The sequence below is a fragment of the Thioclava electrotropha genome (genome assembly GCF_002085925.2).
In the GTDB taxonomy this organism is placed as follows: domain Bacteria; phylum Pseudomonadota; class Alphaproteobacteria; order Rhodobacterales; family Rhodobacteraceae; genus Thioclava; species Thioclava electrotropha.
Genome location: NZ_CP053562.1, coordinates 772,668 through 797,072, shown reverse-complemented (window position 1 = coordinate 797,072; position 24,405 = coordinate 772,668). Strand labels below are relative to the sequence as shown.

Genomic DNA, 24,405 nt, shown 5'->3' with positions numbered 1-24,405 from the left:
GCTCGATAAATGGCGCTTCACACTGTGAATGCATATTCTCGAGCAACGCTTCTTTGAAAGCTTATCCTTGTGAGGATAGGGCCACCTTGGACGGTCGCTGACCCCGAGATCGTGCTTTTCCATGTGCCGATCGGAGCCGGGATCAGCCGCTATGATCCCTCAAAATAAGCGGGCGTGCCCCGGGCTTCCACGGATTCCGCGATCCGACGCAGGCCGTGGATATAGGCGGCATCGCGCATCGAAAGCTCCATTTCGTTGTGCAAGGTCCAGATCGATTGCGTCTCGGTTTCCATCGTCGTCTTCAGATGATCCCGGACGCGCGAGCTGTCCCAATAAAAACCCGATCTGTTCTGGACCCATTCCAAATGGGACACCGTAACCCCGCCGGAATTCGCGAGGATATCGGGCACGATGATATGCCCGGCTTCCGTCAGCTTCTTGTCGGCCTCGGGTGAAACCGGTCCGTTCGCCATTTCCAGAATGATGCGGGCTTTGACCCTGTCGCAATTCTCGAGCGTGATCTGACGCTCCAATGCGGCAGGCACCAGCACGTCGCAATCGAGTTCCAACAACTCGGCGTTTGAAATCTCTTTCGTCTTACCTTGCCCCTTCGCGCCTTTCACGCCGCCGGTTTCATGCTTGTGTTGCATGACGGCGAGCGGGTCCAACCCGCTTGGATCGTAGATGCCGCCGGCGGAATCCGAAATGGCGACGATTTTATACCCGTCGGCATGCAGAAGCTTGGCGCAGTGGAAGCCGACATTCCCGAACCCCTGGATAGCCACCGTGGCGGTGTTCGGGTCGAGGGCGAGCGCGGTTTCCAGATAGCGTAGCGCATAGTATCCGCCACGCGCCGTCGCATCGACCCGCCCATTCGTGCCCCCGAAAGCGAGAGGTTTTCCGGTAATCGCGCTCGGGGAGGCTTGCCCTGAAATCCAGCTGTATTGGTCCGCCATCCACGCGATGACGATCCCGTTCGTATACATGTCCGGCGCCAGAATATCGCGATCAGGGCCGATGAACGGCGCGAAGGCTTCGACATAGGCCCGGCTCAATCGTTCCAATTCGTTCACCGAGAGCGTCTTCGTGTCCACGCAGACCCCGCCCTTCCCACCGCCGAATGGCAGGTTGGCCACGGCGCATTTGAACGTCATCCAGAAGGAAAGCGTCTCGATCTCGTCGAGCGAGACGTTCGGATGGAAACGAACGCCGCCCTTGGTCGGACCTCGCCGGTCGTTATAGCGGCACCGCCACGACTGGAACGCGCGTCGGCTCCCGTCATCCATCCGGATCAAGAGCGTGGCGGCCAGAGTTTCACGGGGCCCTTTGAGCTCTTCGAAAACGTCGGGATGAATGTTGAGCCGCTCGCAGGCTGCCCGCAGCGTCTCGCGAGACTTCGCCAGCATTCCCGTCGCCGGGGGCGTATTTTCCTCGACGTCTTTTTTCTTAGTCGGCATGGGCTCGAAACTCCGTGGCGAGGTTTTCTAGGACGGTTTCTTCAGGACTCTTTCTGACAGTCAGCCGACAGGGCGGGCGGCGTCATTGATTTGTCTCAAAATATGCGAGCCGGCGTCTAAGGCTTCGACTGCGCTCCAAGTCGCGGCTTGGAGGCACAGCCTGACTGCAAACTGACGCCCCAGATTTGCAGCCGGCATCGTTGACGGTAGGAAATTTCGCTCGCCTTGGCTCAGCTATTCAACGTCAGCGAGCTGTCGAAAGTCAGCCGGAAGTAGTCGTAGAGCGCGACCGCGCCCGGAGACAGCTCGGCCCCGCGGCGCCACGCCAGACCGACATCCATTGTCGGAACGGGCGGATCGGTTTCGACCGTTACGATGCGTTTTCCCTCGAGAGACCAGGGCCGATAGACCATGTCGGAGAGCACGGTCACCCCCTGCCCGTTCGCCACGATCGAGCGCACCGCCTCGATCGATGAGGTGCGCAGCTTCACGCGCGGTTGGGTCGAGCCGAAGTTCCAGTATTTCATCGTCGTGTTCGCCGCCTCGTCAACGGTGAGCATGATATAGTCCTCGTCGGCGATCTCCTTGAAATCGACGCTGCGCAGGTTCGCCAGTCGGTGTCCCTGCGGCAACCAGAGCCTGCGGGGCGAGCGCATCAGCGTCTCGCTTTCCAGTTCCGGGTTCATCACGTTCGAGGTCAGCACGATCGCGATGTCGAAACGGTTCGACAGCAGTCCTTCCTCCACCGCCTCGCGGTTCAGCTCGTGGAGCTGGATATCGAGATTGGGGTGCAGCCGCGCCAGCCGCCCCAGATGATAGGGCAGGAAATACCCGATCACCGTGTAGGTGGTCGCGACGAGAACCCGCCCGGTCACGCCGCTGCTGCGCTCGCGGATATTCACCGCCTCGTCGAGCTTGGTGAGGATATCGTAGGACAGGCCCAGCAACTCGCGCCCCGACTGGGTCAGCTCCATCCCGTGCGAGGTCCGGGTGAAAAGCTCGGTATCCATTTCGGCCTCAAGCTCGCGGATCGCGGTCGTCACCGAGGACTGGGAAATCGAGAGTTCGTTGGCCGCCCGGCTGACCTGACCGGTCTCGGCGGTGGCCACGAAATACTTGAGCTGACGGAAGTTCATGCCGTCTCCTTTCGGATTTTCCGATAATGGCATCCCGCCATTTCAGATACCCAACGTTCGCAATCTGCACAGCGCAAAATCAGAGTTCTATTTTTCAATGGGTTACACATGACGTCGCGACCCACCTTTATCGGATAACACGATAAAGCTGTCGGTGATATTAGAATTTTACATGTCGATCACATTGTCGAAAGCTGATCTTGCAACAGAGATCTGGGAAGAGACATGCCGAAACTCATCGACCTGAACTGTGACCTCGGAGAAGGCTTCGGCCATTGGGCCATGGCTGGCGCGCCGGATGATCAGCTGATGCCGCTGATCTCCTCGGCCAATGTCGCGAACGGTTTTCACGCCGGCGACCCGATGCAGATGAACCGGGTCGCGAAGCTCTGCCATCAGCATTCCGTTGGTCTCGGCGCGCATCCCGGCTATCGCGATCTCGTCGGTTTCGGGCGCCGCCACATCAACGCAAGCTCCGAGGAGCTGGTGAACGACATCATTTACCAGGTGGGGGCGATGCGCGAATTCGGCCGCCGCTACGGGGTGCCGCTGCAGCACGTCAAACCGCACGGCGCGCTCTACATGGAAGCCGCGCGCAACGAGGACCTCTCGCGCCATCTGGTCGAGACGCTGCAACGCTACGCGCCGGGGCTGATCCTGTTCTGCATGGATATCTCAAAGACCTACGCGGTCGCCAAGCGCCTCGGTCAGCCGGTCGTGCGCGAGTTCTATGCCGACCGTGACTATGACGACAGCGGCTCGATCGTCTTCGCCCGCCACGTCTCCGCGCCCGACCCCAAGAAGCTCGCGGCGAAATGCGTGCGCGCCTGCCTCGAGAACACCGTCGAGACGGTCACCGGAAAGACGATTACGGTGGAGTTCGAGTCGATCTGCTTCCACTCGGACACGCCCGGTGCGCTGGAAATCGGCCACGCGATCAAGACTGCACTGCAAGAAAACGGCGTCACCATTGCCCCCGCGGCGATGGTTCTCGCTGAAAATGAAAAGACCTGACAGGAGAGAGCCATGACGGATATCGTTTCCCCGCTTCCCGGAACTTTCTACCACAAGCCTGACCCGAATTCGGCGCCGTTCAAATCCGCGGGCGACGCGGTCGCGGTCGGCGACACGATCGGGCTGATCGAGGTGATGAAGACCTTCATCGAGGTGAAAGCCGAGGCCGCGGGCACCTTCTCGGACTATGCCGCGGCGGATGCGACGCCGGTTTCGGCGGGCGATGTGCTCGCGAAGATGGGCTGATCCAATGGCGATCGAAACTCTCTTCATTGCAAACCGGGGCGAGATCGCCGTGCGGATCATCCGCGCCGCGCAATCGCTCGGCATCAAGACGGTGCAGGCCTATTCCGAGGCCGATGCCGAGATGCTGGCGGTCCGGCTCGCCGACGAGGCGGTCTGCGTCGGGCCTGCCCCGGCTGCGAAATCCTACCTGAACATCCCATCCGTCGTGGCGGCCGCGAAAGACGCAGGCGCCGATGCGGTCCATCCGGGCTACGGATTTCTCGCCGAGAACGCCGATTTCGCCCGCGCCGTGGAAGACGCCGGGATGATCTTCGTCGGCCCCAAGGCTGAGACGATCGAGCGGATGGGCGACAAGGTCGCCGCCCGGATCGCCGCGAAAGAGGCGGGCGTGCCGACGGTGCCCGGCTCTGACGGGCGCATCACGGCAGACGAGGCGCTGAGCGTGGCGGAGGAGATCGGCTACCCGGTGATGATCAAGGCCGCCGCCGGTGGCGGTGGGCGCGGCATCCGGATCGCGCAGGACGCGGCCGAGCTGGCCCGTCTCGCCCCGCAGGCCCGCGCCGAGGCCGAAGCGGCTTTCGGCGACGGTGGCCTCTATCTTGAAAAGGTGATCGTCAATCCGCGCCATATCGAGGTGCAGATCCTCGGTGACGGCACGGGGGCCGCGGTCCATTGCTACGAGCGCGAATGTTCGCTGCAGCGCCGCCGCCAGAAGGTCTGGGAAGAAGCCCCGGCCTTCGGCCTGCCGGACGCCACCCGCGAGGCGATGTGCAACGCGGCCGTCGCTTTGGCCGAAGCCGTGAACTACCGCGGCGCGGGCACGATCGAATACCTCTACGATGCGGCCGCCGATGAGTTCTACTTCATCGAGATGAACACCCGTATTCAGGTCGAACATCCCGTGACCGAGATGATCACCGGGCTCGATCTGGTCGCCATGATGCTGCGCATCGCGGGCGGCGAGACGCTGCCCGTCACGCAAGATCAGATCACCTGCACGGGCCATGCGATCGAGGTGCGCCTCAATGCCGAGGATCCGCTGATGCAGTTTATGCCCTTCCCCGGCAACGTGGCCTCGCTGTCGATCCCCGAAGGCGAAGGTCTGCGCTTCGATCACTTCCTCTATGAGGGCTATCAGATCCCGCCCTTCTACGACTCGCTTCTGGGCAAGATGATCGTTCATGCGCCGACCCGCGAGGCCGCGATCGATCTGATGGCCGAGACGCTGAAAGACCTGGAAATCGGCGGCCTGAAGACCACCACGCCCCTGCATCTGGCGCTCGCCGCCGATCCGGGCGTGCGCGCCGGCGACTTCCATACGCAATGGCTCGAGCCGTGGCTCGATGCCGGCAACCTCACCGCAACCGACGCAGCATAGGAGATCCCCATGAAGACAAGGTATTCCTTTGGCGGCGACGAGCACGTCTATGTCGAGGTCGACGAGGAGATGTCGCTCGAAGCCTTCTTCGTAGCACTGTCGCTGCGCAACGCCGTGGCCGAGGCGAACATTCCCGGCGTGACCGAGATCTGCCCCGCCAATGCCAGCTTTGAAGTGCGCTTCAACCCCGACGTGATCTCGCCCGACGAGATGATGGCGCGGATCAAGGAGCTCGAACACAAGGCCGAGGCCGGCGAGAAGCGCCTCGACACGAGGATCGTCGAGGTCCCGGTCTATTTCCAGGACCCCTGGACCCACGAGACCCTGATGCGGTTCCGCGAACGCCATCAGGATCCGGAGGCGACCGATCTCGAATATGCCGCGCGGATCAACGGCTATGACAGCGTGGAAGCCTTCATCGAAGCCTATCACTCGCAGCCGTGGTTCGTCTCGATGGTGGGGTTCGTGGCGGGCTTGCCGTTCCTTTACCAGCTCGTCGAGCGCGAGAAGCAGATCGAGGTGCCGAAATACCTGCGCCCCCGGACCGACACGCCCAAGCATACGGTCGGTATCGGCGGCTGCTTCGGCTGCATCTACTCGGTGCGCGGCGCGGGCGGCTACCAGATGTTCGGCATCACCCCGATGACGATCTTCGATCCGACCCAGACCGTCTCCTATCTGCAAGACTTCATGGTCTTCTTCAAACCCGGCGACATCGTGAAGTGGAAACCGATCGACCGCGCCGAGTTCGACCGGATCGAGGCCGCCGTGAAAGACGGCACCTATACCCCCCGCATTGCCGAAGTGACCTTCGATCTCGAAGCGTTCAACGCCGATATGGCGGGCACCAATGCGAAACTGATGGAGGCCCTCAATGGCGTTTAAGGTTGTCAAACCCGGCCTGTCGACGACGATCCAGGATCTTGGTCGTCCGGGCTATTTCCATCTCGGCATTCCCGAAGGCGGTGCGATGGATCGCTTCGCGATGCGGGTCGCCAACATGCTGGTCGGCAATGACGAGGCCGAGGCCGGTCTGGAAGCCGTCTTCATGGGCCCGGAACTGACGTTCGAGGATGACACGCTCGTGGCCGTCACCGGTGGCGAGATGCCGATCATGGTCGATGGCGAGCCGCGCGAGAGCTGGTCCTCCTTCGTCGTGAAGGCCGGTCAGACGCTGAGCTTCGGCTTCCTGAAATCCGGCGCGCGCATCTACATCGCTTTCGGCGGCGGGATCGACACGCCGAGCGCGCTCGGCTCGCGCTCGACCTATCCGATCGGCGCGCTTGGCGGGGTCGAAGGCCGCGCCATCGCGGCGGACGACGTGATCCCGGTCGGCAAGTCCAAGGACATGACCGAGCGCACGCTCGACAAGGCGCTGCTCGCCCCGGTCGAGACGCCGGTCAGCCTGCGGGTTCTCCCGGGCCTTTATTGGCACCGGCTGACCCCGGCCTCGCAGGCGCAGTTCTTCGCCGATGAATGGACCGTCGCCCCCGAGGCAGACCGGATGGGCTATCGCTTCCGCGGTGGCGCGCCGATGGAATTCGTCGAGCGTGAACAGCCCTTCGGCGCGGGCTCCGACCCGTCGAACATCGTCGATGGCTGTTATTCCTACGGCTCGATCCAGGTGCCGGGCGGACAGGAGCCCATCGTGCTCCATCGCGACGCGGTCTCGGGCGGGGGCTACTTCACCCTCGGCGCGGTGATCTCGGCCGATATGGACCTGATCGGGCAGCTGCAACCCAACACCAAGGTGCGCTTCGTCGAAGTGACCATGGAACAGGCACTGGCCGCGCGCACCGCACGCCGCGAACGGCTCGACAAGATCCGCGCCGCGCTCGGGTAAACCCCGGGCGCCCCGCGCCGACGCTATTCCACAAGCGGGGACAACCCGCGATCAAACCAAGCAACAGAGAGGTCTCTGAACAATGAAACATGTCCTGACATCCGTCGCGCTTCTGGGCGCTACGTGTGCCGCGCTCCCGGCCATGGCCGAGGATGCGTGGTTCCCCTACCCCGCCGAAGAGGTCGTCCCGGCCTTCTCCGCCGATGGCACCGCCCAGCCCATCGAATATGAGGCGCTGGCCAAGGCCGACAAGGATTACAAGATCTGCGTCTCCTTCCCGCATATGAAAGATGCCTATTGGCTGGGCGTCGATTACGGCGTGACCGAAGAGGCCAAGCGCGAAGGCGTCAGCCTGAACGTGGTCGAGGCCGGTGGCTACACCAACCTCGCCAAGCAGATCAGCCAGATCGAGGACTGTGCCGCCGGTGGCGCGCAGGCGGTCATCATCGGGGCGATCTCCTATGACGGCCTGAACTCGGTCGTGAAGGAACTGGCCGACAAGGACATCCCCGTCATCGACCTCGTCAACGGCATGTCCTCGCCCGACCTCGCGGCCAAGTCGCTCGTCTCCTTCGAGACGATGGGCAAAGAAATCGGCTCCTACCTCGCGCAGAAGCACCCCGAGGGCAGCGACGAAGTGACCGTCGGCTGGTTCCCGGGCCCGGCAGGCGCCGGTTGGGTCGAAGCCGCGAACAAGGGCTTCATGGAAGCCGTGAAGGGCTCGGCCGTGAAAGTGCTCGAGCCGCGCTATGGCGATACCGGCAAGGAAGCCCAGCTCAAGCTCGTTGAAGACGTGCTGCAGGCGAACCCGGAAGTGAGCTACATCGCGGGCACCGCAGTGACCGCGGAAGTGGCACAGGGCCTGCTGCGCGAGCGCGGCCTGACCGACAAGGTCGGCAACCTCGCCTTCTACCTGACGCCCGGCGTCTATAGCGGCATCCAGCGCGGCTTCATCGAGGCGGCCCCGGCGGACTCGATGGTCATCCAGGGCCGGATCGCGGTCGATCAGGCGGTGCGGATCCTCGAAGGCAAGGACTACGTGAAGCATGTCGGTCCGAAGATCTTCGTCATCACCAAGGACAATATCGAAGACACGCCGCGTTCCGCGGTGCTGCCCCCGGACGGCTTCCAGCCGGTCTTCTCGGTGAACTGACGACCCGCGGCGCCGGCCCTCCCCCTTCCGCCGGCGCCGCCAATTCCTGCCCTGGGAGACAGCAAATGACGAGCAAACCGCTTCTACAGGCGCATGGGCTGAGCAAGGCCTATCCGGGTGTCCTCGCCCTCGATGCCGTCGATTTCGACCTCTATGCGGGTGAGCTGCATGTGCTGTTCGGTGAGAACGGCGCGGGGAAATCGACGATGATCTCGCTGCTGGCGGGCGCCAATACCCCGACTTCCGGCACGATCGAGATGCGCGGCGAGCCGGTCCAGTTCGCCTCGGTGGCCGATGCGCAGGCCAAAGGCATCCATACCGTTTTTCAAGAATTCTCGCTGATCCCGACGATGAGCGTGGCGCAGAACATGTTTCTGGGTCACGAGCCGGGCGTCGGCCCCTTCCTGTCGCCGCGCGCGATGCGCCAGCGGGCAAAGCAGATCCTGACCGATCTGAACTTCGACATCGACCCGGACCTGACCGTGGCGCGCCTGTCGCGGGCGCAACAGCAGATGGTCGAGATCGCGAAGGCGATGCAGGGCGATCTGTCGGTCCTGATCCTCGACGAGCCCACCGCCTCGCTGACCGATCGCGAGGTCGATCAGCTCTTCGAGGTGATCGGGCGGCTCAAATCCGAGGGTGTGGGGATCATCTATATCTCGCACCGCGTGCATGAATTCGAGCGCATCGCAGAGCGTGTGACGGTGCTGCGCGACGGCGCGCATATCGGCACCGCGCCGATGGCCGAGATGACCGAGCAGTCGCTCGTGGACATGATGGCCGGACGCGAAATTCGCGACATCTACCCGACCATCGCCCATACGCCCGGCGAAGTCGTCCTCGACGTGCAAAACCTCAGCGCCCCCGGCATAGATCATGCCTCCTTCGGGGTGCGCCGGGGCGAGGTGCTCGGCGTCGCGGGCCTCGTGGGCTCGGGCAAGTCGCGGCTGTTCCGCTCGGTGATGGGGCTCAATCCGACCCATACCGGACAGGTCCGCTTCAAGGGCCGGGACGTCACCGGCGCACAGACCCGCAAGCTGGTGAAGGCGGGCGCGTGGTATCTCTCGCCCGACCGCAAGCACGAGGGCCTGATCCTCGCCGAGACGCCGCGCGGCAATCTGGTGATGGACCTGATGGCCGAGGGCGGCCCGCTGCTGCGCTCGCGTCAGCTGAGCACCCGCGCGGCGGAAATCTTCGGCCATGTCGAACTGCATGAGAGCTACCGCAGCCGCGTCGTCGGCAAGCTCTCGGGCGGCAATCAGCAGAAGGTGCTGTTCGGCAAGGCCTTCGGGCATGAGGCCGATCTCTACATCTTCGACGAGCCGACCGTGGGCGTCGACATGGGCACCCGCGCGGCGCTCTACCGGCTGATCGCGGAACTGGCCGAGGCCGGAAAGGCCGTGGTGGTGATCTCGTCGGATCTGCCCGAGGTGATGAACCTCGCCCACCGCGCCATCGTGCTCGCCAATGGCAAGATCACCGCCGAGCTGCCGCGCGAGGATCTGCGCGAGGACATCGTCCTGCGCTATTTCTTCGACCAGCCCGGCGCCTCCCAACAGACACAAAAAGACACAGAAGGAAGCCCCGCATGATGCAGGCCAATTCCAAGCCTTCGCTGGCGGCGCTGCCGCTGCGTATCTTCATCAAGCTCGGCGTGCTGCCGTTCTTCCTCATCGCGGCCGTCGTGATCTTCACCCTCGCCGCGCCGAACTTCCTGTCGCCGCAGAACCTGATCAACGTGGCAAGGCAATCGGTCTATCTGGTGCTCGTGTCGCTGGGCCAGATGCTGGTGCTGATCTCGGGGGGCTTCGACCTCTCTGTGGGCACGGTGATCGCGCTCAGCTCCGTCGTCTCGGCGCTGGCGATGACATGGGCCGCACAGATCTTCCCCGATGCGATCTGGCTCGTGATCCTGATCGGGGCCTTCGCAGGCTTCGCGGTCGCGCTGATCGTGGGTGCGGTGAACGGGATCGGCGTCGCGCTATTCGACGTCTCGCCCTTCATCATGACGCTGGGCGTCTCGTCTGTCGGCACCGGGCTTGCGCTGTTCCTGACCGGGGGCGTGCCGGTTTCGGGCCTGCCCTTCGCCTTCGGTGACACGTTCGGCTTCGGTAGGGTGTTCGGGGTGCCCGTGCCCGTGGTGATCGCCGTGATCGCCATCATCGTGATGTGGGTGCTGATGGCCCGCACCCGCGTCGGCGCCCGGATCTATGCCGTCGGCGGCAATATAAAGGCGGCGCATCTGTCGGCGATCAACACCCGCGGCACGCTGATCCTCGTCTATGGGCTTTGCGCCGTGATCGCGGCCCTGACCGGTCTGTTGCTGACCGCGCGCGTCGAGAGCGGCGATGCGAACCTTGGCGGCACGATCGCAATGGAGAGCATCGCGGCCTGCGTCATCGCCGGGGTCTCGCTGCGCGGCGGGATCGGCCGGGTGGAGAATGTCGTGCTCGGCGCCTTCTTCATCATTCTTATGCAAAACGGGATGAACCTCGCGCAGGTCAGCTCCTACATGCAGATGGTGCTCATCGGTCTGTTGCTCATCTGCGCCGTGATCTTCGACCAGCTGCGCTACCGGATGATCGTGAAGGGCTAAGAGACCAACCTGGCCGGGTGCGCGCGTCTTGCGCCACCCGGCTTTTGTCTTTTCGTTCGGTCGAAGCGATATGGAACGAAGCCGACATTCGTTGCGCGCTGCCGGTCGAGCGCGACCGAGGCCTAGGGTCAGGATGCATCGATTTGTGTTGCGTCGCGTGATTCACGGCTCCGAAAACGGAGAGAAAAAGACCGTGATGATCGACGCAACCTACCTGAAGGCACACCGCACCGCGACCAGCCTGGCCGCGAAAAAGGGGGGCGCGGTCGCCTGATCGAGCGAACCAAGGGGTTTGAGGGAAAAAGAAACTGTCCGGGGGGCAGTTTCGCCCGAAAACGGAATACCAAACTGGATGCCATCTGCGACAGCCAAGGGCGACCGCTCAGCCTGTTCGTCACCGCTGGGCAGGTCGGCGACTACATCGGTGCGCGGGCGCTGCTGAGCAGCCTACCCAAGGTCGACTGGTTCCGAGACGCGTTTCAGGACAAGGGGATACGCGCCTGCATCCCGGGCCGAAAGCAACGCAAGACGCCCATCAAATATGACAAACGCCGCTACAAGCGCCGTAACCGGATTGAGATAATGTTCGGCAGTCTCAAAGACTGGAGGCGTGTGGCGACTCGCTATGACCGATCTCCGAAGGTCTTCCTCTCCGCCATCGCCCTGGCGGCTCTCGTCATCTACTGGTTATGAATCCTAAGCCTAGAAAATGACAAACCCGCGCCACGAGGCGCGGGTTCGCTCTTCATCGGGAGCAAAGGCTCAGTTCAGCTCGTTCGCACGCTCTGCATCGACGGTCTTCGATGCCTGATCGACGGCTGATTGCAGGTCATCGAATACTTCGCCACCGTTCTGGACGTTGTCCTTGAACCAGCCATAGACCGGCTTCGCCGCGTCCTGGAACTGCTGCTTTTCCTCGGGCGTCGGCACGTATATCTCGCCGCCGTCCTTCTTGAACTCCTCATAGGCGGCGATCGACTTGCGCTTGGGCGAGGCGAAGGTCGCCTGCTGGAGCGCGGCGAACCCGTCTACGATCACACGCTGCATGTCGGGCGACATCTCCTTGAACTTTTGGTTGTTCATCCACCACAGCGCCGCCATGTAGGCATGCCCGTCGAGCGTCAGATGCTTCAGCCCGGCCTCGGGGAATTTCATGTTCATGATGTCGGTGATGCCGTTCTTGGTGCCGTCCACAACGCCGGTCTGCATCGCGGTGAACAGCTCCGGCCACGGGATCGGGGTCGGCGAAGCACCCATCGCCTTCACCAACTCTTGCGGCAGATCGGCGACGATGGTGCGGATCTTCATCCCCTTCAGATCTGCGGGCGTCTTCACCGTCTTCTTGGTGTTGGCGAAGTTGCGCCAGCCGCCGGTATTCCCGATCTTCATCAGGCGGATCATGTCGTCGCTATCCGCCAGCGCCATCTTGCGCAGCTCGGAGGTGAAGTCGGTATGGGTCAGCACTTCCTCGGCCACCCGGTCGTTCGGCATCAGATACGGCAGGTCGAGGACCTGCACGTAAGGAAAGATCCCCGCGGCGCCGCCCGAGGTCGAGATGTAGATATCGAGCGAGCCATCCGCGATGCCCTGCAGGCACTCCGCCCCGTTCGAGCAGAGCTGCGTGCCGATGAAGAGGTCGACCTTGATCTTCCCGTTCGAGGCATTCTCGACATAGTTCTTGAACACGACGAGACCGTCGTAATCCTCGTCATTGGTGTTGGAGTTGGCGACCGCGCGCAGGGTGATCGTATCGTCCTGAGCCTGCGCGGCCATGCCGAGCCCCGAGGCCAGCACGGCCCCCAACGCAAGCGATTTCACAAAAGTTCTGAGCATCGTTTCCTCCCTATATGCTTCAGTCTTGTCTTAGTTGGCGAACCCCGTCAGGCGGGGGATGGTCATCGAAATCGCGGGAAAATAGGTAATCAGGAAGATCACGGCCACTTCGACCGCGAGGAACGGCAGGATCGCGCGGGCGATGGTCTCGACCCGCTCTTTCGAGACGGCGGCGGCGACGAACAGCACCAACCCCATCGGCGGCGTCGCGAGGCCCACGGTCAGGTTCACGCTCATGATGATCGCGAAATGGATCGGATCGACGCCGAGCCCGGTGAAGATCGGCGCGAGGATCGGTCCCAGCACGATGATCGCGGGGCCCGCGTCGAGGAACATGCCCACGATGAACAGCAGGATATTGATCAGGAACAGCAGGATCAGCGGGTTCTGCGACAGGCCGAGGATGAATTCCGCCAGCGCCTCGGGGGCGTGCGCAAGGCTGACGACGGTCTTGAACGCCATCGCCGCGCCCACCAGCAAAAGCACCACCGAAGAGGTCAGCCCCGCCCGCATCAGGATATGCGGCAGGTCGCCCCAGCGCAGCGTGCGCAGGATGAAGAGACCGACGATCAGCGCATAGGCCACGGCGATTGCCGCCGCCTCGGTCGGCGTGAAGACACCGCCCAAGATACCGCCTAGAATGATCACCGGCGTCATCAGCGGGAAAAACGCGCGCAAGGATGCCTGCCCGCGCTCGGGCCAGGTGTGTTTCTTCGAGGCGGGGGGAAACCCGTGCTTGTTGGCCATGAACTTGACCATCAGCATCAGCCCGATACCGACGAGCGCCCCTGGCACGATCCCCGCGAGGAACAGCGCCGCGACCGACTGGCCCATGACATAGGCGTAGATGATCATGATGCCCGAAGGCGGGATGATCGGGCCAATCACCGAGCTGGCCGCGGTGATGGCGGCGGCGAATTTGCGGGTGTAGCCCTGCTGTTCCATCGCCGGGATCAGCATCGAACCCAGTGCCGAAGTGTCGGCCACCGCCGAGCCCGAAAGCCCCGCGAACAGCATCGAGGACAGGACATTCACATGCGCGAGCCCGCCGCGCAGATGGCCCATCATCGCTTCCGAGAACTCCACCAGACGGCGCGTGATGCCGCCCGAATTCATCATCTCGCCCGCCAGCATGAAGAACGGGATCGCGAGCAGCGGGAAGCTATCCATCCCGTTGTAAAGGTTGCGGTAAAGCAGCGCGAAATCGCGCTCTTGTCCGTTCAGGAGCAGCATCGCGCCGGGCGCTGCCAGAAGCGCGAAGAAGATCGGGAAGCCGATCAGGATCAGGACGAGGAAAAGGGGCAGGAACCAGACCAGCATCACTCGGCCCCTCCGGCGACGGACCAGACCGGCGGCAGCGGATCGTCCCCGGTGCGGAAGGCGAGCAGATTGCGCAGGATCAGCTCGATATTGACCAGCACGAGAAGCGCGAAGCCCACCACGAGCGAGGCCATCATCCAGCTCCGCGGCACGCGAATCCAAGCGTCGAAGGCCAGATTTTCCGGCACCCAGAGCGAGGCGGTCGCGAATTTCCCGCCAAAGCCGGTGATCCCGGCCCAGCCGAGTTTCAGTGCCGCGACCGAGACCAGCAGCGAGAACACCAAAAGCACCAGCGTCAGCCCGCGCCCCACCAGCTTCGGCAGCATCACCGCCAGCATGTCGATCGCCACGAAGCCGCCCGAGCGAAACGCCGAGGGCGCCATCAGACCCGCCATCCAGAGCATGCAGAACCGCGCCGCCTCATCGGGCCAGGGCAGCGCGCTGTTGAGCACATAGCGGAACCAGATCTGGATCAGGATCGCGATGACCATCGCCGCCACGGCGAAAACACCCGCCCACCGACCGATGGCGAGCAGGATGTCGTTCAGCCGGACCAGCGGCCTGGCCAGAATTGTCAGCAGGGTCATGCGCGCGTCTCCTCCCTCGCGATCCCTTGAAGCCCCGGCGCCGCGCTCCTCCTGCGCGGTCCGGGCCGGATATGTCAGCGCCTCAGTTCATCTCGATCCGCCGCACCTGCCCACGGTAGAAGGCCAGCGCGTCACCATCGTCGCGCATCACCGCGCGCTCGACTTGACCCAGCACCAGCAGGTGATCGCCGCCCTCGTGGCAGGCGACGCGATGACACTCGAACCGCGCGAGACAGCCGTCGATCAGCGGCACGCCATGATCGTTGAGGTGATAGGCGTGATCGAGCAGCGCATGGGCGTTCTTCGTCGTCGCGAAACACAGATCGTCCTGATCGGCGGCCAGCACGTGGATCGCGTAATGCTCGGCCTTCTCGAAATGCACGAAGCGGCGCGAGTTGCGATCCGGGGCCCAGATCACCAGCGGCGGATCGAGCGAGACCGAAGAGAAACTGTTCGCCGTGATCGCGACAGGGCCGTTCTCGCTGGCGGCGGTCACGATGGTGATGCCCGTGGCAAACCGCCCGAAGGCGTCGCGCAGCAAGCGGGTATTCTCTGGGCCCGGCACGAAAGTGCGCGGGGTGAACTGGCGGGTTGCGTTCATCATGGGACCTCCTGACCGAGCCCGGCCTCGTAGAGGCGGAACCAGGTCTCCCTGTCGATCCGAACCTTGAGCGCATCGGAAAGCTTCGCGATCCGCTCAAGGTTATTCGTCCCCATCACCGGGATGATCCGCGCCGGATGCGCCAGCAGGAAGGCCGTCGCGACAGCCGCACGATCCACGCCCTGCGTCTGCGCGATCTCATCGAGAACCGCCTGCACCGGCCCCTCGCCGGTCATCAGCGCGCCGCCACCCAGCGGCGACCATGCCATCACGGGCTGGGACTGACGCTGGTGGAAGGCCAGATCGCCATTGGTGAAGGGCTGCAGACAGCCAAGGCTGATCTCGATCTGGTTGGTCACCAGCGGCGTCTTCATCCCCGATTGCAGCAGCTCCCAGTCCCACGGGCGGAAGTTCGATACGCCCACCGCGCGCACCTTGCCCGAGGCGACCAGATCATCGAGCGTGGCCCCTGTCTCGTGATGGTCCATCAGCGGATCGGGCCGGTGGATAAGCAGCAGGTCGATCCGGTCGGTGGCCAGCTCCCGCAGCGAGGCCTCGACCGAGGCTTCGATATGGGCGCGCGAGGTGTCGTAATGCTTCACCTTGCGATGCGAATGACGGCCCGCCGCGACGATGATGTCACATTTCGTGACGATCTCCATCTGGTCGCGCAGCGACGGGTCCTCGCGCATCGCCGCGCCGAAGACCCCCTCAGCCGTGTAGCCGCCATAGATATCGGCATGATCGAACGTGGTGATCCCCTGCTCCAGACAGGCGTCGATCTTGGCGCGGACATGGGCGGGCGAGGTGTCAGCATCGTCGGCCAGTCGCCACATGCCATAGACGATCCGGCTGAGTGCGACATCCGAGGTAAGGTCGATCTTCTCCATTAGCGGCGTTCCCCTTCTGCGAGCGGTGTTGCCGGCGGCCCCATCGGGACGCGACCATAGATTTCGGGCAGCGAGACCGTGTCGAGATGCGGCATCACGAGACGGCCGAACTGGCGAGCCTCGTCGATATGCGGATAGCCCGACAGGATGAAGGCGCGAATGCCCATCTTGCGATATTCCTCGAGCTTCGAGAGCACCTGATCGGCCGAGCCCACCAGCGCCGCGCCGCAGCCCGAACGCGCGCGCCCCACCCCGGTCCAGAGGTTCGGCTCGACATAGCCGCTCTCATCAGCGATCTCGCGGTTGCGCGCCTGCTTCGACACGCCGAGCGAGCCCGCATCATGCGCCCGCTCGCGGATTTTCCGGCCTTCCTCGTCATCGAGCTTCGAGACAAGTTCCTGCGCGTATTCCTTCGCCTCGGCCTCGGTGTCGCGCACGATCACATGGACTCGCAGCCCGTAGTCGAGAACGCGCCCGTGCCGCTCGGCGGCCTCGTTGACCACCTTCATCCGGCCTTCCAGCTCTTCCTTCGTCTCGGGCCACATCAGGTAGACGTCGCAATGCTCTGCGCACAGCTCGACCGCCGCCGGGGAATAGCCGCCGAAATAGAGAAGCGGGCCGCCCTGCTGATAGGGCTTCGCCGGGTCGGTCGTGAGGCCTTTGAAATTGTAGACCTGACCTTCGTAATTGATCTCGTCTTGGGTCCAGGCCTGCTTGAGAATCTCCACCACCTCGCGCGAGCGCTGGTAGCGGAATTCGCTCTCTTCCTTCTCGCCCGGGAAATCCGACGAGATGATGTTCACCGTCAGACGGCCTTCGAGCATGTGGTCGAGCGTCGCGATGGTGCGCGCCAGCATGATCGGTTGCATTTCCCCGCAGCGCACGGCGGCGAGGAAATTCATCCGGTTGGTGATCTGGCTGGCGCCGGCCACAAAGCTCAGCGTGTCTTGGCCCACCTGATAGCTCGACGGGCACAGGATGTTACGGAAGCCCTGCCGCTCGGCCTCTCGCACGATATCGGAACAATGCGCCCAGCTGGAGCGGAGATCGCCCTCGGGCTGGCCGAGATAGCGGTAATCATCCGAACACAGGGCAGAAAACCAGGACACCTCCGCGGCATCGAGATCACCCGATCTCACCGGCACAACAGTCATGCGTTCCTCCCTCGCGATTCCCGTTCGATTTCCCTTCACTTAGCAGCCGCCTTGATGTAGATCAATACTGTATCAATTTTTGGGGCGACCAAGTGACACAGGCAAATCAAGGGTCAGAGCGCACCGGACTGCCGATCTACAAGCAGGTTTCCGAAGTGCTGATTCGAGATATCGCGGCGGGCCGGCTGACCGACGGGGAGCGCCTCCCCCCCGAACGGACGATGGCCGCGCAGCTGAAGATCGCGGTGGGCACTTTGCGGCGCGCGCTGGAGGATCTGAAGGAGAAAGGTCTACTGGAGCGGGTTCAGGGCTCGGGCAATTACATCCGCACCCGCAACCTTCGCGACCATTTCTACTCCATGCTGCGGATCGAGCTCCTGTCGGGAGGCGGATTTCCGAATGCCCGCATCCTCTCGGTCGATGTGATGGACAAGCCCGCCGACCTGCCGGAGTTTGGCACGTCCAAGCGCGCGAGCCGGGTGCGCCGCCTGCGCTTTCTCGACGAGACGCCGGTCGCAGCGGAGGAAATCTGGCTCGACGCCTCGAAAGGCGAGGTGAAAGCCGAGGATCTCGAGGACTCGCTTTACGCCTACTACCAACGCGCGCTCGGCTTCTGGATCGCGAGCGCCGAGGATCGGGTCAGCTTCGCGCCGATGCCGGACTGGGGGCCGTCGGAGCTCGACTGCCGCCCCGGTGAGACCGCTGGCTATATCGAGCGCTTCAGCTGGGCCGACGGCCCTGCCCCGGTCGAATTTTCGCGCACATGGTTCGACACCAGCCGCGCACATTACGTTCAACGCATGAGATGAGGAGGCTCGGATGAGCGTCACCAAGACGGGACCCGTTCGCTACGGCATGATCGGCTGCGGCATGATGGGACAGGAACACCTGCGCAATATTGCGCTGCTGGACGGAGCGGAGGTCGCGGCGATCTTCGAACCCGACGCGGAGATGGCGCAGGCCGCGCAGACGCTCGCCCCCGGGGCGAAGATGGCGGGGTCGGTGGCGGAGCTTCTGGCGGTGGAGGCGCTCGACTGCCTCGTCATCACCAGCCCGAATTTCCGCCATCTCGAACAGCTCGAAGAGATCGCATCGACCCGCCCGCTGCCGGTGCTCGTGGAAAAGCCGCTTTTTACCGATCCGACCCATGCGGAGCGGCTGCAAGCCTTCCGCGACAGCTACCCCGCTCCGGTTTGGGTCGCGATGGAATATCGCTACATGCCGCCGATCGCCGCCTTCCTCGACGAGGCCGAGGCAGCGACGGGCGGGATCACCATGCTCATGGTCCGCGAACACCGCTTCCCATTCCTGTTCAAGGTCGGCAACTGGAACCGCTTCAACCGCTACACGGGCGGCACCTTCGTCGAGAAATGCTGCCATTTCTTCGATCTGATGCGGCTCGCCCTGAAATCCGAGCCGGTGCGCGTCATGGCCTCGGCTCCTGCGCCGGTGAACCACGTCACCGAGGCCGACGCGCCTGATATCCTCGATGCGGGCTTCGCCATCGTCGAATTCGAGAGCGGCGCGCGGGCGATGCTGGAGCTGTGCATGTATGCCGAGGGCGCGCGCTATCAGGAGGAGGTCACCGCCGTCGGACCCAATGGCAAGATCGAGGCGCTGGTGCCCGGCCCGACCCGGTTCTGGCCCGCACATCTGGGCGCGCCGCCGGTGCCGAAACTGGTGATCTCGCCGCGCGATCCGAAAGGCCCGGTGGAGCGCGAGCTGCCGGTGCCCGAGGAACTGCTCGCCGCGGGCGATCACAACGGGTCCACCTATCACCAGCATGTAGGCTTCATCGCCCTCGTGCGCGGGGAACGCAGCGCGCCTGAGGTCACGCTGGAAGATGGCTGGGCTGCCGTCGCTATCGGCCAAGCGGTGCAGCGCTCGATCGAGACCAGTGAGGTGGTGCGCCTCGCCGACCAGCCTTGGCAGCGCGTGAGCCAAGACGCCTGAACGCCACAAGCGACGCTCCCCGAAAACGAAAACCGCTGTGCCCTCCCTCGAGAAGGCACAGCGGAGAAGCCTTGCTAAGTCGGACCGAGGCCACCCCTCGAGCTCGCGTTCGCTTCGATAGCCGCATTGCGCGCTCAGGCCGCGCCACAACATCGGCAAGCGCGGAATAGACCCGATCTGATCACCGGAAACTTGCCCGTTCGAAGCGGGGGCCGATTGGTGGGGCTCTGCTGAACAAATCCTGTGAGGGATTCATCTCGTGAATCTGACCAGCCACCGGCGGTTCGCCCAGTCGCGATTGAAGACAAGTTAACGTTTGATCCGCCCCCCTTCACGGCTCCAGGCGCATCCGATGAGACGGCGAGAAGGCTTGCCGCGCATAGGTAATCGGTTGCGCATCGAGCCAGGTCACCCGGAGCATCGTGAGCACCGGATCGTCGGGCGCGCAGACAAGAGGTTTTGCAGCCACCCCGGCAGATTCCGCCAGGAATTCCATCCTGCCGGGAGTATAGGGTGTCTGCCGGACGAGCCAGCCATTCGGGTTCTTCTTCGATAGGTCCACTTCTTCGATCTTGGGGCTCAAGGGCCCGAATTTTTGCAAGCGTTTGAATTTAATACATTTGTTGCGCCCACAGCAAAGCCACCGGCCGCAGAGACAATAAAACATTTGACTTCAATGGCTTAGATCCGCGGACCCCGCGCCAACCGATTAACGCACGGCCTCCTTGCCTCAAAATTAGCGAAGAAGACGTCTACGATACACGGGGCCATTCAAGCGAGCTGGTGCCTGGGCCTGAAGATATTCGACAGCGACATCGCTGTGCTTTGAGGACACTCGGATCGCGCCTCAGCTTTTCGCGGCCGGGGCGGCAACAGTGCTGCGCTCGACAAGTTCGCAGTCGAGGATCCGACGGGCGCACTGCCCCGGCCCGTTTTCGAGCATGTCGATCACCATCTCGGCCGCGACCGCTCCCATTTGCTGCCGCGGCTGGCGAATTGTAGTGAGCGGCGGGTCGGAGATCTCGGCCAGCATCGTGTCATCGAAGCCGATGACGGAGAGGTCGCGCGGCACGTCCAGACCGGCTTGCTGTGCGGCACGAATCGCACCCAGGGCGGATTCGTCATTGGCGCAGAAGATTGCGGTTGGCGGATCCGGCAAGGCAAGCAGGGCGCGGGTTGCGCGCCGTCCGGTCTCGAAGCTGAAATCCCCCGGCGCTTCGAGGGCGGGATCCGCTGGCAGTCCTGCCTGCGAGAGGGCGCGCCGATACCCCTCGCGTCGTTCGCGGCTGATGATCCGCGCCATCGGGCCGCACAGATGCGCGATCCGGCGATGTCCCAGTGCATGAAGATGGGCCACCGCCTGCGCGGCCCAGCCGACATTGTCTACCAGCACCGCGCAGAGCGCGAGTTCGGGATTGTCTTCTGACACCAGCACGACCGGACCTTGCTCGGCCATTTTGCGCGAGAGACCCGCGGGCAGATGGCCGGTCAGCAGGATCAGGCCGTCCACGCGCCGCCCCAGATATTGCTCGGCGTAGAGACGTTCGACGTCTTCGAGCCCATCCGTTCCGCCCACCACCACCGAAAACTGACGCTCACGCGCGACATATTCCGCGCCCTTGATCAGCTCGGCGTAGAACGGGTTTTCAAGGTCCTGCACGAGGATCAACAGCGAATTGGCCGCCTGGGCGCGCAGTTGGCGTCCGATCAGGTTGGGACGGAAACCGAGCTCCTCGGCGATCTCATGCACCAGCTCGCGGGTCTTGGGGCTGACTTGGTCGGGACGGGTGAGCGCACGCGACACCGTCGCGGTCGAGACACCGGCGCGGCGCGCCACGTCGGCCATCGTGTGGCGCGGACCACTCGCCCCTGCCCCCGCCATTCCGCCCTCACCCGACTCACCGCTCACATTCGTCCCTTTCATTTCATTTTCTATAGGCCTTGCCGGTCCGCCTTCACCAGTGGCAGAGCGCTACACCTCCTGTATTTACTCGGAAATTTCATGATTGCAATCGATTACATGCGCGATTAGCGTGAAATGTAATCGATTGCATACGGGATAGATCCCGGATGACGTCGAGACGCGCGATTGAGGAGTCGCGATCAATTCTGGGAGGAATTCATGCAAGCTCATAAAGGACGGCACGCCCTCGGCATCGCCGCATCTCTGGCACTCGGTCTCGCCGCAGCACAGGCGCAGGCGGCCGAAAAGGCAGAGGTGATCCACTGGTGGACCTCGGGCGGCGAACATGCCGCGGTCAAGGAATTCGAGAAGGCGTTCGACGCGCAGGGCGGCAAATGGGTCGATGCCGCGGTTGCCGGGGGCGGCGGAGATTCCGCGCGCGCCGACGGGATCAACCGCATCATCGGGGGCAATCCGCCTGCCGCCATGCAGTTCAACACCGGCAAGCAGTTCGACGAGCTGGTCTCGAACGGGCTGTTACGCAACCTAGATCCGCTGGCGAAGGAATATGGCTGGAAGGACAAGATCAACCCGGTGCTGCTGAACGCGGTGAGCCAAGATGGGCACATGTATGCCGTGCCGGTCGATATCCACTCCAACATCTGGCTCTGGTATTCGCCCGAACTGCTGAAGAAAGCGGGCGTCGAGCCACCCAAGACCTGGGACGACCTGTTCACCGATCTCGACGCGCTCAAGAAGCAGGGCGTGATCCCGCTCGCGCAGGCGGGCAGCGCCTGGACGCAAGCCCTGACGTTCTTCAACGTCATGATCGGCGAGGGTGGCAAGGACCTTTACATGAAGGTGCTCAAGGATCGCGACGTCGCGGCGGTGAAATCCCCGGAGTTCCTCAAGGTCGCTCAGACGTTCGGCAAACTGCGTGACTACGTGGATAGCGGGATGCAGGGTCGGCAGTGGAATCAGGCGACCGCGCTGGTGATCAACGACAAGGCCGGCTTCAACTTCATGGGCGACTGGGCCAAGGGCGAGATGGAACTCCAGAACAAAGTGCCCGGCAAGGACGTAGGCTGCATTCCGGCACTGGGGCACAATACCTACTGGGTCGGCGGCGATGTCTTCGTCTTCCCCAAGCTGAACGACAAGGCCGAGATCAAGGCACAGGACCTGCTTGCCAAGGTGCTGCTCGAACCCAAGGTGCAGCTGGCCTTCAATGAGAAGAAAGGCGCGGTGCCCGTGCTCAAGGACGTGCCGAGTCAGGATATGGACCAATGCGCGCAGCAAGGGCTCGCGCTGCTCAAGAAGGGCGACTACGTGCCCAGTTCGGACATCCTGATCTCGCCCGACATGAGCGGCTCCATAACCGATCTCGTGGCTTCGTTCTTCACCGACAAGAGCCAGACGCCCGAGAACTTCGTGAACCGCTTCGCCCAGATCATCGGCGGCTAAGCGGACGGGGCCGCGATCCGTCCCTTGGGGTCGCGGCCCCGGCGCGCCCAGCCTCCCCGGGCGCGCGCCCTCTCCCGAGACCGTCACGAGACAGGACATCACGACATGAAGCCGCTTCGACTGCGCCGCCTGAGCGCACAAGTTGCGCTCGTCCCGACATGGATCATCGTCATCTTCGCCTATATCGGCACGATCCTCTGGACGATCCGCATCTCCTTCACCAGTTCCGGCATCCTGCCCAAATACGACTTCGTCGGATTCAAGCAATATGACCGGCTATTCCAATCTTCCCGCTGGACGATCTCAGTCGAGAACCTCGCGATCTTCGGCCTGATCTTCGTCATCGGCTGTCTCGTGCTAGGCTTCCTGATGGCGGTGTTCCTCGATCAGAGGATCAAGGGGGAAGGGATTTTCCGCACGATCTTCCTCTACCCCTACGCGATGTCCTTCATCGTCACAGGCCTCGTCTGGGCCTGGATTCTGAACCCGACGCTGGGCATCCAGCAGGCGGTTCAGAACTGGGGCTGGAACGGCTTCACCTTCGACTGGCTGTCACGCGGTGACCGGGCGATCTATCTCGTAGGATTTGCCGGCATGTGGCAATCGGCGGGTCTTGTGATGGCGATCCTGCTGGCCGGTTTGCGTGGCGTGGATGAAGACATCTGGAAGGCCGCCCGTGTCGACGGCATCCCGCCGTGGCGCGTCTACCTCTCGATTGTGATCCCGATGCTCTCGAGCATGTTCGTCACCGCGGTGGTGCTGCTCGCGATCGCGGTGGTCAAAGTCTACGACATCGTGGTCGCGATGACCGGAGGCGGTCCCGGCATCTCGACGGAGGTGCCCGCCAAATTCGTCATCGATTACCTCTTCAACCGACAGAACATCGCGCTCGCGACCGCGGCCGCCTCAGTGATGTTCGTGGCCGTGCTCGTGGTGCTGGGGCCGTGGCTCTACAACCAGTATTTCCGCCAGGACCGGAGGGCGTCATGACCGCTGAGACCCAACCGCGCGGGCGCAAGCCCCGGCGGCTCACCGCCAGCCGGATCGGCATCTATGCCTTTCTCGTGCTCGCAGCCGCGTTCTTCCTGCTGCCCTTCTACGTGATGATCGTGACATCGTTCAAAACGATGCCCGAGATCCAGCAGGGTAATATCTTCGGCCTGCCCACGGACTTCACCCTCAAGCCCTGGTCCACGGCCTGGGCCCATGCCTGCACGGGCGTGAACTGCGAGGGCATCCGGGTGGGTGTGCTGAACTCCTTCGAGATCATGATCCCGGCTGCGACGCTCTCGATCCTGCTGGGCGCGATCAACGGCTACGCGCTGTCATTCTGGCGCCCGCGCGGGGGCAACCTGATCTTTGCGGTGCTGCTGCTGGGTGCGTTCATTCCTTACCAGGTCTACCTTTACCCGTTGGTGCGGATGCTCTCGAAAGTGTCGCTCTACAACACGCTGCCGGGCATCATCACCGTGCATGTGATCTTCGGCCTGCCGGTAATGACGCTGCTGTTTCGCAATTACTACGTCGCCGTGCCCGTGGACCTGTTTAAGGCTGCGCGGATCGACGGGGGCGGCTTCTGGACGATCTTCTTCCAACTGATGATCCCGATGTCCGGTCCGATCCTCGTCGTCGCCGCGATCCTGCAGGTCACAGGCATCTGGAACGACTTCCTCTTCGGCCTGATCTTCGCCGGGCGCGATCACCTGCCGATGACCGTCGAGCTCAACAACATCGTCAACACAACCACCGGCACCAAGGCCTACAACGTCAACATGGCCGCGACGATCCTGACGGCGCTGGTGCCGCTGATCGTCTACTTCGTCTCGGGCCGCTGGTTCGTCCGCGGCATCGCCGCCGGCGCCGTGAAAGGATAATGC

Annotated in this window: 23 protein-coding genes and 1 pseudogene; 14 read left to right on the top strand and 10 right to left on the bottom strand. The window is 63.2% G+C overall.

The window, feature by feature from the left end; genetic code table 11:
• Window positions 1–149: 149 nt before the first annotated feature.
• Window positions 150–1,457 (bottom strand): Glu/Leu/Phe/Val family dehydrogenase, encoded by a 1,308-nt coding sequence (locus tag AKL02_RS04010; protein ID WP_198453250.1) that lies wholly within the window; start codon window positions 1,455–1,457, stop codon window positions 150–152.
• Window positions 1,458–1,687: 230 nt separating this feature from the next.
• Window positions 1,688–2,593: a LysR family transcriptional regulator gene (locus AKL02_RS04005; protein ID WP_078545613.1), complete on the bottom strand. Its 906-nt coding sequence runs from the start codon at window positions 2,591–2,593 to the stop codon at window positions 1,688–1,690.
• A gap of 225 nt (window positions 2,594–2,818) precedes the next feature.
• Between AKL02_RS04005 and AKL02_RS04000 the strand changes: the two genes are divergently transcribed.
• The 9 genes and pseudogenes from AKL02_RS04000 to AKL02_RS03960 all read left to right on the top strand — a co-directional run.
• On the top strand, window positions 2,819–3,607 hold the full coding sequence (locus tag AKL02_RS04000; RefSeq protein ID WP_078569730.1) for a 5-oxoprolinase subunit PxpA: 789 nt from the start codon (window positions 2,819–2,821) through the stop codon (window positions 3,605–3,607).
• Between the two features lie 12 nt (window positions 3,608–3,619).
• Entirely contained in the window at window positions 3,620–3,853 is a 234-nt protein-coding gene (locus AKL02_RS03995; protein WP_083078602.1) for an acetyl-CoA carboxylase, read from the top strand.
• Between the two features lie 4 nt (window positions 3,854–3,857).
• Window positions 3,858–5,231: an acetyl-CoA carboxylase biotin carboxylase subunit gene (locus AKL02_RS03990; protein WP_083078600.1), complete on the top strand. Its 1,374-nt coding sequence runs from the start codon at window positions 3,858–3,860 to the stop codon at window positions 5,229–5,231.
• 9 nt (window positions 5,232–5,240) lie between these two features.
• Entirely contained in the window at window positions 5,241–6,116 is an 876-nt protein-coding gene (locus AKL02_RS03985) for a 5-oxoprolinase subunit B family protein (protein WP_078540024.1), read from the top strand.
• Window positions 6,106–7,074 carry a 5-oxoprolinase subunit C family protein gene (locus tag AKL02_RS03980; protein WP_078540025.1) on the top strand — a complete coding sequence of 323 codons (969 nt, stop codon included), beginning with the start codon at window positions 6,106–6,108 and terminating at the stop codon, window positions 7,072–7,074. The genes AKL02_RS03985 and AKL02_RS03980 overlap by 11 nt, the downstream gene beginning before the upstream one ends.
• 82 nt (window positions 7,075–7,156) lie before the next feature.
• Window positions 7,157–8,227 (top strand): TMAO reductase system periplasmic protein TorT, encoded by a 1,071-nt coding sequence (gene torT / locus AKL02_RS03975; RefSeq protein WP_078545607.1) that lies wholly within the window; start codon window positions 7,157–7,159, stop codon window positions 8,225–8,227.
• Window positions 8,228–8,292: 65 nt separating this feature from the next.
• The gene (locus AKL02_RS03970) at window positions 8,293–9,819 is read left to right on the top strand and encodes a sugar ABC transporter ATP-binding protein (protein ID WP_083078597.1); all 1,527 of its coding nucleotides are present in this window, start codon (window positions 8,293–8,295) and stop codon (window positions 9,817–9,819) included.
• On the top strand, window positions 9,816–10,823 hold the full coding sequence (locus tag AKL02_RS03965) for an ABC transporter permease (RefSeq protein ID WP_232621712.1): 1,008 nt from the start codon (window positions 9,816–9,818) through the stop codon (window positions 10,821–10,823). Before AKL02_RS03970 ends, AKL02_RS03965 begins: the two co-directional genes overlap by 4 nt.
• A 145-nt stretch (window positions 10,824–10,968) precedes the next feature.
• A pseudogene (locus AKL02_RS03960) lies at window positions 10,969–11,516 on the top strand (transposase); the annotation flags it as partial.
• 69 nt (window positions 11,517–11,585) lie between these two features.
• Here the strand turns inward: AKL02_RS03960 and AKL02_RS03955 are convergent.
• The 6 genes from AKL02_RS03955 to AKL02_RS03930 all read right to left on the bottom strand — a co-directional run bounded on the left by AKL02_RS03955 (window position 11,586) and on the right by AKL02_RS03930 (window position 17,208).
• Complete coding sequence (locus AKL02_RS03955; RefSeq protein WP_083078595.1) at window positions 11,586–12,656, bottom strand: TRAP transporter substrate-binding protein; 1,071 nt, start codon at window positions 12,654–12,656, stop codon at window positions 11,586–11,588.
• A 30-nt stretch (window positions 12,657–12,686) separates the two neighbouring features.
• Window positions 12,687–13,976, bottom strand: a complete 1,290-nt coding sequence (locus tag AKL02_RS03950) for a TRAP transporter large permease (protein ID WP_078540029.1) — start codon at window positions 13,974–13,976, stop codon at window positions 12,687–12,689.
• Window positions 13,976–14,563 (bottom strand): TRAP transporter small permease, encoded by a 588-nt coding sequence (locus AKL02_RS03945; protein ID WP_078569736.1) that lies wholly within the window; start codon window positions 14,561–14,563, stop codon window positions 13,976–13,978. Before AKL02_RS03945 ends, AKL02_RS03950 begins: the two co-directional genes overlap by 1 nt.
• A gap of 82 nt (window positions 14,564–14,645) precedes the next feature.
• Window positions 14,646–15,167: a flavin reductase family protein gene (locus AKL02_RS03940; protein WP_369907789.1), complete on the bottom strand. Its 522-nt coding sequence runs from the start codon at window positions 15,165–15,167 to the stop codon at window positions 14,646–14,648.
• A complete protein-coding gene (locus AKL02_RS03935; RefSeq protein WP_083078592.1) occupies window positions 15,164–16,054 on the bottom strand; it encodes an aldo/keto reductase in 891 nt (296 codons plus the stop codon). The genes AKL02_RS03940 and AKL02_RS03935 overlap by 4 nt, the downstream gene beginning before the upstream one ends.
• Entirely contained in the window at window positions 16,054–17,208 is a 1,155-nt protein-coding gene (locus AKL02_RS03930) for an LLM class flavin-dependent oxidoreductase (RefSeq protein ID WP_078569738.1), read from the bottom strand. The genes AKL02_RS03935 and AKL02_RS03930 overlap by 1 nt, the downstream gene beginning before the upstream one ends.
• A 92-nt stretch (window positions 17,209–17,300) precedes the next feature.
• On the opposite strand from AKL02_RS03930, the gene AKL02_RS03925 reads away from it, so the two are divergent.
• Entirely contained in the window at window positions 17,301–18,017 is a 717-nt protein-coding gene (locus AKL02_RS03925; protein WP_198453249.1) for a GntR family transcriptional regulator, read from the top strand.
• Window positions 18,018–18,027: 10 nt separating this feature from the next.
• The gene (locus AKL02_RS03920; RefSeq protein ID WP_083078589.1) at window positions 18,028–19,161 is read left to right on the top strand and encodes a Gfo/Idh/MocA family protein; all 1,134 of its coding nucleotides are present in this window, start codon (window positions 18,028–18,030) and stop codon (window positions 19,159–19,161) included.
• A 331-nt stretch (window positions 19,162–19,492) separates the two neighbouring features.
• Here the strand turns inward: AKL02_RS03920 and AKL02_RS03915 are convergent, their stop codons facing one another.
• Window positions 19,493–19,744 (bottom strand): GntR family transcriptional regulator, encoded by a 252-nt coding sequence (locus AKL02_RS03915; protein ID WP_133052002.1) that lies wholly within the window; start codon window positions 19,742–19,744, stop codon window positions 19,493–19,495.
• A gap of 264 nt (window positions 19,745–20,008) precedes the next feature.
• Window positions 20,009–21,085 carry a LacI family DNA-binding transcriptional regulator gene (locus AKL02_RS03910; protein WP_078569741.1) on the bottom strand — a complete coding sequence of 359 codons (1,077 nt, stop codon included), beginning with the start codon at window positions 21,083–21,085 and terminating at the stop codon, window positions 20,009–20,011.
• Between the two features lie 198 nt (window positions 21,086–21,283).
• Between AKL02_RS03910 and AKL02_RS03905 the strand changes: the two genes are divergently transcribed.
• The 3 genes from AKL02_RS03905 to AKL02_RS03895 all read left to right on the top strand — a co-directional run bounded on the left by AKL02_RS03905 (window position 21,284) and on the right by AKL02_RS03895 (window position 24,402).
• Window positions 21,284–22,528 carry an ABC transporter substrate-binding protein gene (locus AKL02_RS03905; protein WP_078569742.1) on the top strand — a complete coding sequence of 415 codons (1,245 nt, stop codon included), beginning with the start codon at window positions 21,284–21,286 and terminating at the stop codon, window positions 22,526–22,528.
• A gap of 105 nt (window positions 22,529–22,633) precedes the next feature.
• A complete protein-coding gene (locus AKL02_RS03900) occupies window positions 22,634–23,518 on the top strand; it encodes a carbohydrate ABC transporter permease (protein ID WP_078569743.1) in 885 nt (294 codons plus the stop codon).
• Window positions 23,515–24,402 (top strand): carbohydrate ABC transporter permease, encoded by an 888-nt coding sequence (locus tag AKL02_RS03895; protein ID WP_078569744.1) that lies wholly within the window; start codon window positions 23,515–23,517, stop codon window positions 24,400–24,402. Before AKL02_RS03900 ends, AKL02_RS03895 begins: the two co-directional genes overlap by 4 nt.
• Window positions 24,403–24,405 lie beyond the last annotated feature (3 nt).